Here is a 13,673-nt window from a genome sequence, read left to right on the forward strand (position 1 = left end):
TCAGCCGGTCAGCTGCCGCACCATCTCGTCCCGCATCCGGAACTTCTGCGGCTTGCCGGTGACGGTCATCGGCAGCTCCGCCACGATCCGCACATGCTGCGGGATCTTGAAATGCGCGATCTGGCCGCGGCAATGGCTGCGCACCGCCTCTTCGTCCAGGCTGGCGCCCGGCGCGGGCACCACCCAGGCGCAAACCTGCTCGCCGAATTTCTCATCCGGCACCCCGAACACCTGCGCATCCGCGATATCCGGATGGCGGATCAGAAACTCCTCGATCTCGCGCGGATAGATGTTCTCGCCGCCGCGGATGATCATGTCTTTCACCCGCCCGGTAATGCTGCAAAACCCCTCCGCATCAAAGGTGCCCAGATCGCCGGTCCGCATCCAGCCGTCCCGGATCGCCTCCCCGGTTGCCTCCGCGTCATCCCAATACCCCTGCATCACCGAATAGCCGCGCACCAGCAGCTCGCCGCGTTCGCCCGCAGGCACGGTGCGCCCCTCCCCGTCCACCGCCTTCACCTCCAGATGCGGATGCACCCGGCCCACGGTGGTGCAGCGTTTCTCTGCCGGATCAGAGGTGAAGCTTTGAAAGGACACCGGCGCGGTTTCGGTCATGCCATAGCAGATCGTCACCTCCTGCATATGCATGTCCCGGTTGACCCGCCGCATGATCTCAATCGGGCACGGCGCGCCCGCCATGATCCCGGTGCGCAGGGAGGAAATGTCGCGCGGGCTCTGGTCCAGCTCCTGCAGCATGGCAACAAACATCGTGGGCACGCCATAGAGCGCGGTGGCCCGTTCCGCGGCGGCGGCATCCAGCACTGCCGCCGACTCAAACGCCTCGCCGGGGAAGATCATTGCGGCACCTTTCGAGACCGCCCCCAGCACACCCATCACCATGCCGAAGCAATGGTACAGCGGAACCGGGATCAGCAGCCGGTCAGCCTCGGTCAGCTTGATCCGGCTTGTGACGAACCGGGCGTTGTTGACGATGTTGAAATGCGTCAGCGTCGCGCCTTTGGGCAGCCCGGTGGTGCCGGAGGTGAATTGGATGTTGATCGCCTCTTCCGGCGTCAGCCCCGCACTGAGTGCGTCCAGCGCGGCGGCGTCCGCATCCGCACCCATCTCCTGCAAGGTTTCAAAGGACAGAACCCCGGGGCCAGGATCCGCCGCCATCACCACCGCATGGCGCAAGGCAGGCAGCCGCGCCGCCGCCAGCCGGCCGGGGGCGGCTGCGGCCAGCTCCGGCGCCAGCTCGCGGATCATGCCCAGGTAGTTGGAACTCTTGAAGCTTTCCGCCGCGATCAGCACCTTGCAGCCGGTTTTGTTCAGCGCATATTCCAGCTCCGCCAGCCGGTAGGCCGGGTTGATCGTCACCAGAACGGCGCCGATCCGGGCGGTGGCAAACTGCGTCAGCACCCATTCGCAGCGGTTCGGCGACCAGATCCCGACCCGGTCGCCCTTCTTGACCCCCAGCTCCAGCAGCCCCGCCGCCAGCTCATCCGCCTTCCGGGCCAGTTCCGCATAGGTCATCCGGATGCCCGCATCCGGGAACACCAGCGCCTCGCGGCTGCCATGCTGCGCCACCGCCTGCCGCAGCAGTGCCGGGATGGTGATATGCTGCAGCGGCGGCTCATCTGGCCCCTGCACATGCGACAGGCCGTCAATCGGGGCGGTGAGGTCAGTTTGCGGGTCAGTCATGGGTGTTCTCTGCTAATAGAGCGGACCGGGCCGCCGCGGCGGCAGCCCGGCCGGATTTCAAACGCGATCAGCCGCGGGCGACGTTGATCACCTGCATCTGGGTGTATTCCGCCAGCCCCTCGACCGACTGTTCCACCCCCAGGCCGGAACCCTTGAAGCCCGCCATCGGGATATGCGGACCGATGTTCAACTGCTGGTTCACCCAGATCGTACCGGATTCGATGCGCCCGGCGATCTCGGTGGCCTTGTCCGTATCAGCAGAATGCACCGAGCCGCCCAGCCCGTAATCAGAGGCATTGGCCCGCGCGATCACATCGTCAACGTCGTCAAAGCGGATCACCGGCAGCACCGGACCGAACTGCTCCTCGTCGACGATCTTCTGGCCGTCGGTCACATCGCGCACGATGGTGGGCGGCACGAAATACCCCGGACCGTCCTTGGCGCTGCCGCCCGCAATGATCTGCCCGCAGGCGCGCGCATCCTCCAGAAACCCCTTGATCTTGTCGAACTGCGCCTTGTTCTGGATCGGCCCAATCGTCGTCCCCTGCTTCATGCCATCATCAACCACCGCCTGCCCCGCCAACGCCGCCAGCTCGCCGCAGAACTCCTCATAGATATCGCTGTGCACATAGGCGCGCTTCACCGCCAGGCACACCTGCCCCGCATTCAGGAACGCCCCGCCATAGACCTTTTCGGCCGCCGCCTTCACATCCACATCCGGCAGCACGATCGCCGGATCGTTGCCGCCCATCTCCAGCGTCACCCGCTTCATGGTGTCGGCAGCACTCGCCATGATCCGCTTGCCGGTCTCGGACGAGCCGGTAAAGCCGATCTTGGCCACATCCGGATGCGCCGTCAGCTTGGGACCAAGGTCGTTCGCATCGGTGATGATGTTCACCAGCCCCGCCGGGAAGATCCGGGCGCAGATCTCGCCCAGCTTCAGCGCCGCCACCGGGGTCGTCGGCGCGGGTTTCAAAACAATCGCATTGCCCGCCATCAGCGCAGGCCCGATCTTCCAGCAGCACAAGAGCAGCGGAAAGTTCCAGGCGATGATGCCCGCGACCACGCCCAAGGGCTTGTGCCGGGTCTCAATCCGGAATTCGGCGTCGTCCTGAATAACCCGGTCCGGCAGCTCCAGCGTCGCGGTATGCGCCAGATACCCTTGCGACCAGGCCACCTCGCCCTGCGCCTCGGGCAGCGGCTTGCCCTGTTCCATCGTGATCAGCCGCGCCAGCTCATCCGCCTCCTCGCCGATGGCGGCGGCCAGCGCCTCGACCTTGGCGCGCCGTTCCGCCATAGGTGTCTCCGCCCAGCCCTTCTGCGCCGCCTTGGCAGCGGCCACCGCCTGCTCCAGATGCGCCTCAGAGGCATGCGGCACACGGGCAAACACCTCCTCCGTCGCCGGGTTGATCACCTCGATCATGCGCTCCGCCGAGACCTGTTCGCCGTTGATCAGCATGCCATAGTCCATTGCCGTTCTCCCTGTTTATCCGTCAGCCGGGTTTGATTGAAAAAGACAACCACGCCCCGCCTGCGCGGTCTTGGGCGCCGGTGCCAAAGAGTTTGCGTCCTGCGCCAAAAATCCGCTGAAAGTGCAGGTGCTGAGGAACCCGCGCGGTGAGCAGCCGAACTGCTGGCGGAAGACCCGGTTAAAGTGGGAGATATCGCCAAACCCCGCGCCATAGGCGATCTGGGCAATCGGCACCCGGACGCCCTGCCGCGCCGCATGGCGCAGCTTGCCTGCCACCGCGGCCAGCCGGGCGCGGGTCAGGCACTCGGTGAAAGTCGTGCCGTTCTCCTGAAACTCCCGCTGCAACTGGCGCCGCGACAGCCCGGTACGCGCGGCCAGCGCGTCCACCGTCAGCCCCGGGTCTGCGCTCAGCAGCTCCAGCGTTTCGCGCACCAGCCGGAACCGGTGCTTGCGGCTGCCCAAACTGCCCGCCCCCGGGCGCGCGCCAGCGGCAAAGGCCAACGGCACCAGGTCAAAGATATAACCCGCGTTATCCTCCGCCCCGCCACCATCCAGCAGCCCGCACAGGCTGGCGTGCAGCGGATGCGCCGGGGTGATCTTGCAGCCTGCGGCGGGCATCTGCCGGCACCGCTCCAGCACCAGCGCCCGCGGCAGATGCGCCGACAGAAACGCGGCAGGCCGGCCGGTGACGCACAGTTCCGCCGCGCGGGTGGAATCGAGCAGCAGAAACTCCCCCGGCCGCAGCAGCACCTCGCACCCCGCGTGCAGGATGCCGGTTTCACCCTCCAGCTGGCGCAGCAGAAAGAAATGCTCCTGATCATCGCGCAGGATGCCCTTGCGGGTGCGCTCGATGCGGGCGGGCGGACAGCGGACTTCGGCCACATCGACGCCGCCGCGCTGGCGCAGGTCAAAGCTTCCCGCCCAGTCCCGCACCTCCCGGTCCGGGGCCGCATAATAGTGGCCGCAGCTGGCACGCAGGGTGCTGTTCCAATGGTCAAAGCAGTTCATGCCGCCTGCGGCCCCCCTGCCCCGATGCGCTCGCGGCCCGTGAAGGACGGAGCTCGCAGCATCGCCTCAACCCCGCCGTCCATGCAGGCCCGGGCCAGCAGCCCGGTGAAATGCGCCGCCGCCAGGCTGGCGCCGCGCACCGGCGCGCCGGGAGCGCCCGGGCAGGCCCCGAACCGCGCCCCCGGCAGATCCAGCAGCGACCACTGGCCGCGCGCGCAGCGGGCATCGCCCTGAACGGACAGAACCCCGTCGCACCCCGCCGGATAGACCGGCGCTCCGCGCGCTGGGGCGGAGGCCACCAGCAGCTTGCCCGCCACCAGCACCGCCGCCACTGCCTCCACCAGCAGCGGGCTGGCCTCACCGTGACCAAAGGAGCAATGCACAATCTCCGCCTCCGACTCCGCGGCCTGGCGCAGCGCCTCCGCCACGGTGGCAAGCGAGGTGGCCAGCCGCCCCGGAAAGATGCTGAGTCCAAGAATGCGAGCCTCGGGCGCATTGGCCCGAATGGCGGCGGCCATGTGGCTGGCATGCAGCGCCGCCGGGCTTTCGGCAGCCCGCGGGTGCATCTCGCACAGGTCCATCCGGGCGGCGAGGCCCGGCGCATCCGCCGCCAGCGGCCCGTCAATCAGCGCAATCAGCGGCGCGCGGGTCATACCGCCCCCTCCGTCAGGTCGATCTCGATATCGAAGTCCCCGCCCGCCGCTGCCCCGCCATGGGCGGTCAGGATGCGGGTTGTATTCGGGAAGCTGGTGTCGATATGGGCCAGGATCCGGGCGGCGGTGGCGGGATCCACCTCAGACAGCGCCTCATCCAGTATCAGGATATCAAACGGCTGCAGCAGCGCGCGCAGCAGGCACAGCCGCTGCCGCTCGCCACCCGACAGGGTCAGCCCGCTTTCGCCCAGCATGGTGTCCAGCCCCCCTGCCCCGCGGAACCTCTCGGCCAGGCCAAACAACTCCAGCAGCGCCCAGACCCGCGCTTCAGTCTCAGGATCAGCCCAGAAAGCGCGGCTTTGGAACAGGTTGTCCCGCAGGCTGGCCCGCAGGGTAAACGGCCGCTGCCCGGCATAGGCGACCCGCTCCGGCAAGGCTGCCCCGCCCAGCAGCCCCAGATCCGCACCGCCCAGCGTCACACGCCCGGCTACGGGCCGCGCCCGCCCGCTCAGCACCGCCAGCAGGGAGGTCTTGCCCGCCCCGCTGGCCCCTCTCAGCGCCACCTTGGCACCCTCGGGAATGGTCAGGGTCAGCGGCCCAACCGGCGCCGCCGCCCCGCGCGAAACAGTCACGCCCGCCAGCCGCAGAGCATACCCGGCAGGCGCAAAACCGGCGGCCCGGGCGGGGCCATCCGCCTGCATCACCGCATCCAGCCGCGCCGCCGCAACCTTGACCCGCGCCTGCGCGTGCCACAGGCCCAGCAGCGACTGCATCGGCCCGGTCATGAACCCCATGTAGGCCACGAACGCGATCAGTGAGCCCAGCGGCCACTCGCCCCGGATCACCATCAGCCCGCCCGCCAGAAAGATCGCCGACCGGGTCAAGGCCGACAGCAGCACCGGCACCGCGCGGGTGAACTCACCCCACAGGTTCTGGGCAATCAGCCTCCGGCTCAGCCCGGCATGATCGCGCAGGCTGCGCCGCTCAGCCCATGCCGTTCCACGCGCCGCCTGCAGCGCGGGCAGGCCGAACAGCGTCTCCGACAGCCCCGCACTGTACCGCCCCTGCCTCTCGCGCACCGCCGCCGCGTGGCGCTCGGTCCGGGGCCGCGCCCAGATCAGAAAGGCCAGCTCCGCAGGCGCCAAGAGCGCCGTCAGCAGCCCCAGCCGCCAGTCCAGCACCATCAGCATCGCCGAGCCGCCAACCAGCCGGATCAGCGCCGAAGAGCCGCCCAAGACCGCGTTAAAGGCAAATTTCTGCACCTCCGCCGCGTCGCCATCCACCCGCGCCAGCAGCTCACCCGCGCGCTGGCTGGCAAACCAGCCGGCAGGCTTGGCGGCCAGCCGCGACAGCAGCCGCTGCCGCATCCGCGCCAGCATCCGGACCGAGGCGCGCATATGCAGGATATTGCTGAGCGCGCCGGTGCCGGTGGCTAGCAGGCCAACAGCAAACAGCGCCGCGGACCAGATCACAAGCTGCGCCGCATCCCCCGCCATCAGCCCGCGGTCGATCACCAGCTTGCTGATATAGGGCGGCAGCAGGCCAAGCCCGGCAGCGGCAAAGCTGATCAGCAACAGCACCGCAAGCCGCCGCCGGTGCGGGCGCAGCATGGGCAGCAGCCAAGCCGCCGTGGCAGGCGTGAAAAGCGCCGCGCCCGCACGTGATGGCAGGCGCGGCCAGGCGGCCCGGGCGGCAGCACCGCCGCCCGGCTGGGGGGAGAGTTTGGCAGCAGGCCCGGTCATCCCTGCGGCACGACATGCAGGGTCGAGACGGACATATCCCCGCCCGACGGCATCCGGATCTCGCCCACCCGCTCCAGCGTCTCGCTGTCATAGATGCCGATATCGTCGTTGGTGCCCGCGACGTAGATTTCTTTCCCGTCGCTGGAGACATTGATGACGTAGTAGGTGTGCGGCAGGTCCACCCGCTTGACCAGCTCCCGGGTTTCCAGGTTGTGCTTGGACAGCTGGGTATAGACGCCATAGAGATGCTTGGGATCCACCGCACTGCGCACGGCGGAGAACATCAGCACCTCGAAGGACGCAAAATCAGCGATCTCGGTTTCCCCGGTGGTGAGGTCAACAGACTGATATCCCCAGACAAAATCCGCCATCTCCTGCTGGGTCTCATCGGTGAACACCGCGGCGGTGTACATCAGCAGCATCTCGTCGTTCTGGCTGCCGGTCGGCCAGAACGCCAGCACATCCGGCGGGCTGTAGGTGGGGCGGTCCCAGCTGGCATTGGCAATCGCCACCTCTGTTTCACCGTTGGAGGGGTCCACCCGGTAGATCTCATGCCCGGCCACATAGACCTGCCCGTTGCGGTCGCTCGCCATCAGGGTGGACCGGCGCGGCGCCTCAAAGGTGGCGGACGGCTTCGCCTCCAGCCCGGCACCGGCGTCATAGACGGCAAACTCCGGCTGCATCACCTCATACCGGTCGGTCTTCTTGCGCACCGGATTGCGCACCGTGTAGATCTGGCTGCCGTCCTTGGACACCGCCAGCGACGCCAGCGAGCGGCGGGTCACATCGCCCTCGGACTGGGCCGCGTGGAACACCTTCTCGCAGGTCTCGATATCGACACCGACCACATCCTGCCAATGGTTCAGCAGCACATAGGCGATGCGGTTGTCCGGCGACATGGCAATGACGCCCGGCGTCACATTCGCCCCCAGATCGCAGTCGGCCTTGACCGAGCGGTCCTGGGCATCAAAGACATAGAGGTTGGAGGGCCGGGCCACCGTCACCAGAAGGTCGCCAGCGGCCAGCGGCAGGGCTGAAGCGCAAAACGCAGCAGCAGCAAAAAGCGCGGATTTCATGATGCGGGTCTCCTCAGGTTTCGGCATCGGTGGGATAGGTGGCGCCAAGCGCCCGCCAGTCCTTGGCGGCATTGGGCGCGCCCTCGTCCCAGTTCGGGTGGTTGACCATGATGTCGGGCACCTGCGCAGGCCACCAGCACGGGTCGGAGCAGCCGTAAAGGTCCGCCTCCATCGGCTGGCACAGGGCGGCAAGCCCGCCAAAGGGATCGACCTCCCAGCCCGGGTCGAATGTGGTGGCGCATCCGGCGGTCACGGTCTGCATCGCGCGGACCTCGTCCATCTGGCCTTCGGCCGCGGCCTGCTGAACGCGTTCGGCTTTCTGATTGAGCGGTTTCATTTTCCAAACGCCCTCCTCGGCGCAACATGTTGGTGAAAATACTGCGGCGCCTGGGCGATCAGCCGGGCATAGGCGGCGACCCCGAAATCAATCCAGTCGCGCATCAGGTCGCAGTAGTGATAGGTCGGCATCATCGGGTCACTGAAATGGGCATAGCTCTCGTGGTAGCAGCCGCCCGCGCACAGGTTGCGGATCCGGCAGGTGGCACAGCCCTTCTCGGTGCGGTCGGAGCGTGCCTTGATGAACCCCGACAGCTCCTTGCGCTTGATGCCCTCATCGACGGTGCCGAACGGGTCCATTTCCGATCCGGTGAACCGGTGGCACAGGTTCAGCGCGCCATCGTGGTTGACCGCCAGCATCCCCACCCCGGCCCCGCAGGGCAGCGCCTTGGAGCGCCCTTCGTAAAGGTCGTTCATCATCTGATGCATGTTGGAAAAACCGATGTTGCGGCCCTCCAGCGCCGCCTCGACATAGAGCCTGCCAAGGGATTTCATCCCCTCGAACACCTCCAGCAGCTCGGCACCATTGAGGTTGAAGGCATCCATCTCGCCGGAAGTCACCGGCGAGAACCCCACCTCGGCAAAGCCGATATCGTTGATCAGATGGTCCCAGATCTCGACGATATTGGTGATCCCCGCCGTCAGGGTGACGCGGGCGCCCACGGGTTTCGATTTGTACCGCGACAGCAGCAGCCGCGCCTTGGCGGCCACGGTGTCATAGGTGCCCTTGCCGCCCACCGTCTTGCGGTTCAGGTCATGCTGCGCCTTGGGTCCGTCGATGGAGACCGTCAGGCCGAAACGGTGTTCATCCAGCCAGTCGATCAGCGGCTCGGTCAGCAGTGTCGCATTGGTTGTCAGGCTGAAGTTCACCTCCTTGCCAAGCGCCGCAAAATGCGGCTCGGCCCACTCCACCACCTGCCGGATCAACGGCAGGTTCGACAGCGGCTCACCGCCGAAGAACACGACGTTATAGCTGTCCCGGTCCGGGTTCTCCGCCAGCAGCATCTCCGCCGACTTCCGCGCGGTGTCAAAGGCCATCTTCTGCCCCTTGGACGGCACCGCCAGATCCTCCTTGTAGCAATAGGAGCACGCCAGGTTGCAGCCGGTGTTGACGTTCAGAACGATGGTGGTCAGCGGGAAGGTCTCGATCTCGATCGGCGGCCGTTCCGGCTGCAGCGGGCGGCCGTCATTGACGATGTCCAGCCGCACCAGCCCATCAAGCCGCGCCGCCGCATCCTCCGCTGCAAACCGCGCCTCGAACTCATCCATGGAGAACGCCTGCTCCTGCGCGGCATAATCAAGGATATCCCGGTCCACCCCATCCATCTCGAAGATCGAGGTGGTCGGCACATGGAACAGAACCTCCCGCCCCTCGACCTCAACCCGGTGCGCATTGGCCGGCTGATAGTGAAAGTCTTTCATGGTCTCTCCCCCTGTCTCAGCGGATCGGCGGGTCGATGAAACGCTGTACGGTGACGATCAGCATCGCCTCCGCCTGCTGGCCCATCGCCTCCGCCTGCACTGTCAGCTCGCCCGCATTGTTAGCGCTAAATGGCCGGTCCGGATTGGGGCCGGCAACCGCGGGCGCAAAGATGCCGTTTGGCTGCATTTCCCCAGCAAATTCAGTATCTTTCATGTGCGCTGCGTGCTCATGCGCGTTGGCCACGGTCCATTGCGCCTCAACCCGTCCGATGCGCACATCATCATCGGTCCCGGCCTCGCCGTCAGGCCCGTTCCACATGCCAACCGCGTTGAAATAAGCAGGCACCGCCGCCGGGCCTTCCTCGCTGCCGCCGCCGACTCGGGCGATGGTGAATTCCGGCTCCACTCGCAAGCTGTCGACCGAGGCATAGTGCGCGATCTGCCCCTCTGCCCCGCCCGCGCTGAAGGTGACAACACCATTGCCCTCCGCCGCCAGCGACAGCCCCGCGCCATAGGTGTTCGCAGCCGCCTCACCGGCAGAGGCGTCCAGCGCGTCCAGCCCGGTGCCAACCACCTGCACCTGCGCCTCACCCGCCGGAACGGCAGAAGGAACCGTGCCCAGGATAACGCTGCCAGCCCCGTCCCGCGCGCCGGTCAGCGGTGCGCCCAAGGCGTCGTTGCTGCGGTCAAACTGGCGGCCCTGCAGGCTGTTGCCATCCTCTGACAGTGCCAGCACCTGGCGGTAGGCGGTACCGCCAATGTCCAGATTGGCGCGCCATTCATACCCGGTATAGAGGTTCATCTGCCCCGACACCGGATGCGCGGTGCCGTCCGCCGTCATGAACTCACCGCTGACCTGATAGGGCGAGGCATCGCCGCTGACCGTCAGCTTGCCATAGGCCTCGCCGATGCCGGGCAGGTCGGTCATCACCACCCAATCGCCCGCCACCGGCTGCTTCTCCGCCGCCTGCCAGTCCGCCCAGGCGGCCGTCTCCAGCGGGTTCTGCTCCGCCAGATAGCCGGCGATCTCGGTGCGGGCGATCTTGTACCACTCCCGGTCGCGGCCAAGCGCCTGGTATTCGATGGTCGGGAAATGGCCGACATGGAAATCCATGTGCAGCTCCCACTCCTCCGCCGTGCGGTTCTGCAGCAGCCCCCGCGCGCCGGTATGGCAGCGCGCGCACATCGAGGCGAACGGCTCGTCAAAGCTTTCCTGCGCGTTCGGGTCCTTCTCCAGCGCATAGCGGAACGGCGCGGCCTCGGACGGTGCTAAACCCTGCGTGTCCGCCAGATGCTGCACGATGGCGCGGCGGTCCTCTGCGCCGATCTCCAGCCCGTGCGCCTGCTGCATCCGGACGATGGTCATCATCCAGCCCTCGGGGCTTTTGCGCTGGCCGCTGATCCGGCTCAGACCGCCCTCCTCCGCCGTGTGACAGCTTGAGCAGGTGTTTTTCAGCAGGTCCTCGCTGGCCAGTGCCGGCACCGCGCCCGCCGCAGATATCAGAAGTGCAGCCGTCAGGCCGCGGGGTCGTAGTTGCATGGTTCAGTCTCCCTGTTTACAGTGTCCCAGGGGATCTGCGCCCCCTCGGTAAACCCTTGTGACAAAAGCCATTGATGGATCGCCCGGGCCGCCTGCGGCGGGGCCTCGGGCAGAACCGCGCTGTGAAAGCGGTCCGCGTCCGGCAGCGGCTGGCCGTTCAGGCGGCGCAGCAGCGGCACGATCTCCTGCCCGGCGGTAAAGGCCGCACCGCCTGGGGCATCGCGGGTGATCAGCACCTCGCGCCGGGCCAGAAAACCGTCCTGCACCACCACCCGCATGGCGGTGTGCGGGCGGATGTCCGTGTCATGCGCCGGGGCCTCGTCCGGCCAGGCCGCACGCTGCTGCCAGAACGGCGTCTGAAACCCCGCCTCGCGGTAGAAATCCCGGCCCACCCGCGCCTGCCGCCAGAAGGTCTCTGCAACCCGGTTACGGTAGAAATCGCGCGCCAAGTCCGCCTCTCCGGCCAGCAGCGCCCGCGCGATGGGCACCGCCATCAGCGCCGAGGACACGGCCCAGAACATCCCGTGCCCCGACAGAGGATCCAGCGCCACCGCCGCATCACCCAGCCGCGGGCAGCGCGGGTCCAGATCCGGCGCCGCCAGCCGCGGCGCAATCGCATGCACAACGGGGCGGCGCGGCAGCTGGGTCTCTCCCGCCGCAGCGCTCCACAGCGCTGCCACAGCCGTTTTGCCACCTGACTGCCCCAGCGAGGCCGCAGCGCCCACCGCCTGCAGCCACAGCCGGTCCCTGTCCACCGGCACCGACCAAACCCAGCCGCCGGGCCGCGCCTCGATCCGCGGCGTTTCCATATCTCCCGCCTGCGGCGGCACAAACCCGGCAACCGAAATCGTGTCCGGCCCGGCCAGTTCAGTCCGCTGCATTTCCGTGGATTGGCGCGGCGCCCGGCGGCCGCGGGCCTCGAACAGCAGCCGGGCAGACAGGCATGTGCCATCGGCCAGGCGGATTTCACCTGCATCGGGCCGCACGCTGGACACCGATGCAAAGACAACATGCACGCCCTCGGCCCGTGCCGCCTCCAGCAGCCCGGTATCAAAAGCACGGCGGTCGGCCAGATGCTCGCTGTTCTGCCCGCCCTGGAACGCGCCCCAGCTGACATGGCGCTGCGCCGCAGGGCCGATCCCGGCCAGCGGCAGCCGGTGCCGCGCCAGGATCGCGGCGACGCGGGCGGACATCCCCTCATACCGGGGGCCGCGCGGCGGCAGAGTGGCCAGCGCCACGCTGAACCCGGCCCGCGCCAGCAGAACCGCCGCCACCGACCCGGCCGGGCCGCCGCCTGCAATCGCAATATCAAAGGTGCCTGTTTGAGGTGCCATTTGCCTAGGCTGCCCCGCCGGGCGGTGCCGTGTGGCGGACACATCCGGACAACAACCCGACATTTCCGGACAGAATCGGCCGCTTCAGCGCCGCATACGGCAATTTTTCTGGAATAGCGGATTTTTGCGGTATTCTGGCGCAATCCTGAGGAACTGCGCGATGCCACACACCTATCAGCCCCGGATTTCCGCCTCCACTTTGAACGACCCGCTGCGGGCCGTTGAGTTCATGAATGGCGATGCCGCCGCGATCTCCCGCAACGCCGGGATCAGCCCGCAGGACCTGGACGGCGAGATCGGACTGAAGAAATTCGTGGACTTCTGCGAACATGCCTCCGGCCAGCTGAACCTCCCCGATTTCGGCTGGCGGGTGGGCTCGGTCTTCAACCTGCAAAACCTTGGCACGCTTGGGGAATACATCCTGCAGGCGCCAACGCTGGGGGCGGCGCTGGCGCTGTTCCGCAATGCCTTTCCGATGGTGCAAAGCGACTCGGAACTGCGGCTGACGGTCGATGGCGACAAGGCGCGGCTGACCTACCGGATCCTCGACACCCGCATCTGGCCGCGGCAGCAGGATGCGGAGCTGACGCTGTCGGTGTTCCACAGCCTGATCCGGTCCGCCACCGGGCCGGACTGGCGGCCCGATCTGCTGTCGCTGGAGCACGAATCAAGCGCCCTGCACAGCCGCAGCGCCGCCGGGCCGCGCTGCCCGGTGCAGTACGGCGCGCCCTCGAACACGCTGGTGTTTTCCGCAGGCCTCCTCGATCTGCCACTGGCGGACCGCGAAAACCCCGCCTTCAAATCCGCCTCGCAGTCGATTGTCCGCACCGCCCGTCAAAGCGAACGCGATGCACCAGTCACCGTGCGGGTGCGCCGCGAGCTGCTGATGCGGATCGGCCGCGAAGGATTTGAGCAGACGGCCATCGCAGCCGCCCTGGGCATGTCGCGCCGCACCTTGCGGCGGCGGCTGGAGGATGAGGGGCAGAAGTTTTCCCGCCTGCTTGCAGGCTGCCGGATGGAGATCGCCAAGCGCATGCTGCTGGCCCCGGGCGCGCAGCTGCACGATATCTCGGAGCGGCTGGGCTATTCCGAAGTCTCCGCTTTCGAGCGCGCCTTCCGCCAGCACGAGGGCGCGACCCCCAGCCAGTTCCGCAAGCAGTCCTGTTCAGACAGTTCCGGGACTACGGTCCGGAAACCGGTCTCAGCCGCCAACTGACCGGCTGCGCCGTTGAGAGGGTCGCGCTCCCCCCGGCCCGAGCCCGCACGGAGAGGTTTCGCAGCGAAACCTGCCGGTGCGGTCACAACCCTTAGAAGGAATTTCATGCGTTGCAAGAGTGCAGATTGTTGGGCGAGCGGCATTGGGTTTCGCAGCGAAACCCCGCGAAACACC

11 protein-coding genes are annotated in these 13,673 nt (G+C 67.3%); 1 reads left to right on the forward strand and 10 read right to left on the reverse strand.

All coding sequences use genetic code 11. The features are described from left to right. From AC4HIX_RS15725 to qhpG, 10 genes are all read right to left on the reverse strand, one after another. Complete coding sequence (locus AC4HIX_RS15725) at positions 1-1,701, reverse strand: AMP-binding protein (RefSeq protein ID WP_490399661.1); 1,701 nt, start codon at positions 1,699-1,701, stop codon at positions 1-3. 67 nt (positions 1,702-1,768) lie between these two features. Further along, entirely contained in the window at positions 1,769-3,172 is a 1,404-nt protein-coding gene (locus AC4HIX_RS15730; RefSeq protein WP_490399662.1) for an aldehyde dehydrogenase family protein, read from the reverse strand. Positions 3,173-3,187: 15 nt separating this feature from the next. Further along, positions 3,188-4,180: a helix-turn-helix domain-containing protein gene (locus AC4HIX_RS15735; RefSeq protein WP_490399663.1), complete on the reverse strand. Its 993-nt coding sequence runs from the start codon at positions 4,178-4,180 to the stop codon at positions 3,188-3,190. Continuing rightward, on the reverse strand, positions 4,177-4,833 hold the full coding sequence (locus AC4HIX_RS15740; RefSeq protein ID WP_490399664.1) for a S8/S53 family peptidase: 657 nt from the start codon (positions 4,831-4,833) through the stop codon (positions 4,177-4,179). Before AC4HIX_RS15740 ends, AC4HIX_RS15735 begins: the two co-directional genes overlap by 4 nt. Then, positions 4,830-6,575 (reverse strand): ABC transporter ATP-binding protein, encoded by a 1,746-nt coding sequence (locus AC4HIX_RS15745; RefSeq protein ID WP_490399665.1) that lies wholly within the window; start codon positions 6,573-6,575, stop codon positions 4,830-4,832. The genes AC4HIX_RS15740 and AC4HIX_RS15745 overlap by 4 nt, the downstream gene beginning before the upstream one ends. Next, positions 6,572-7,651, reverse strand: a complete 1,080-nt coding sequence (peaD, locus tag AC4HIX_RS15750) for a quinohemoprotein amine dehydrogenase subunit beta (protein ID WP_490399666.1) — start codon at positions 7,649-7,651, stop codon at positions 6,572-6,574. Before peaD ends, AC4HIX_RS15745 begins: the two co-directional genes overlap by 4 nt. A 13-nt stretch (positions 7,652-7,664) precedes the next feature. Continuing rightward, a complete protein-coding gene (gene qhpC, locus AC4HIX_RS15755; protein ID WP_019297900.1) occupies positions 7,665-7,988 on the reverse strand; it encodes a quinohemoprotein amine dehydrogenase subunit gamma in 324 nt (107 codons plus the stop codon). Continuing rightward, positions 7,985-9,409 carry a quinohemoprotein amine dehydrogenase maturation protein gene (gene peaB, locus AC4HIX_RS15760; protein WP_490399667.1) on the reverse strand — a complete coding sequence of 475 codons (1,425 nt, stop codon included), beginning with the start codon at positions 9,407-9,409 and terminating at the stop codon, positions 7,985-7,987. The genes qhpC and peaB overlap by 4 nt, the downstream gene beginning before the upstream one ends. A 16-nt stretch (positions 9,410-9,425) precedes the next feature. Further along, positions 9,426-10,949, reverse strand: a complete 1,524-nt coding sequence (peaA, locus tag AC4HIX_RS15765) for a quinohemoprotein amine dehydrogenase subunit alpha (RefSeq protein WP_490399668.1) — start codon at positions 10,947-10,949, stop codon at positions 9,426-9,428. Then, positions 10,925-12,283, reverse strand: a complete 1,359-nt coding sequence (gene qhpG / locus AC4HIX_RS15770; RefSeq protein WP_490399669.1) for a flavin-dependent monooxygenase QhpG — start codon at positions 12,281-12,283, stop codon at positions 10,925-10,927. The genes peaA and qhpG overlap by 25 nt, the downstream gene beginning before the upstream one ends. Positions 12,284-12,443: 160 nt before the next feature. On the opposite strand from qhpG, the gene qhpR reads away from it, so the two are divergent. Further along, positions 12,444-13,499 (forward strand): AraC-like transcriptional regulator QhpR, encoded by a 1,056-nt coding sequence (gene qhpR, locus AC4HIX_RS15775; RefSeq protein WP_490399670.1) that lies wholly within the window; start codon positions 12,444-12,446, stop codon positions 13,497-13,499. Positions 13,500-13,673 lie beyond the last annotated feature (174 nt).

This window comes from Leisingera sp. (assembly GCF_982940295.1).

What these genes read in the sequence shown, in the direction of transcription:
- peaD (WP_490399666.1), bottom strand. Translation starts at nt 7,651, where the DNA reads ATGAAATCCGCGCTTTTTGCTGCTGCTGCGTTTTGCGCTTCAGCCCTG.
- qhpC (WP_019297900.1), bottom strand. Translation starts at nt 7,988, where the DNA reads ATGAAACCGCTCAATCAGAAAGCCGAACGCGTTCAGCAGGCCGCGGCC.
- AC4HIX_RS15740 (WP_490399664.1), bottom strand. Translation starts at nt 4,833, where the DNA reads ATGACCCGCGCGCCGCTGATTGCGCTGATTGACGGGCCGCTGGCGGCG.
- peaA (WP_490399668.1), bottom strand. Translation starts at nt 10,949, where the DNA reads ATGCAACTACGACCCCGCGGCCTGACGGCTGCACTTCTGATATCTGCG.
- AC4HIX_RS15730 (WP_490399662.1), bottom strand. Translation starts at nt 3,172, where the DNA reads ATGGACTATGGCATGCTGATCAACGGCGAACAGGTCTCGGCGGAGCGC.
- peaB (WP_490399667.1), bottom strand. Translation starts at nt 9,409, where the DNA reads ATGAAAGACTTTCACTATCAGCCGGCCAATGCGCACCGGGTTGAGGTC.
- qhpR (WP_490399670.1), top strand. Translation starts at nt 12,444, where the DNA reads ATGCCACACACCTATCAGCCCCGGATTTCCGCCTCCACTTTGAACGAC.
- AC4HIX_RS15725 (WP_490399661.1), bottom strand. Translation starts at nt 1,701, where the DNA reads ATGACTGACCCGCAAACTGACCTCACCGCCCCGATTGACGGCCTGTCG.
- AC4HIX_RS15735 (WP_490399663.1), bottom strand. Translation starts at nt 4,180, where the DNA reads ATGAACTGCTTTGACCATTGGAACAGCACCCTGCGTGCCAGCTGCGGC.
- AC4HIX_RS15745 (WP_490399665.1), bottom strand. Translation starts at nt 6,575, where the DNA reads ATGACCGGGCCTGCTGCCAAACTCTCCCCCCAGCCGGGCGGCGGTGCT.
- qhpG (WP_490399669.1), bottom strand. Translation starts at nt 12,283, where the DNA reads ATGGCACCTCAAACAGGCACCTTTGATATTGCGATTGCAGGCGGCGGC.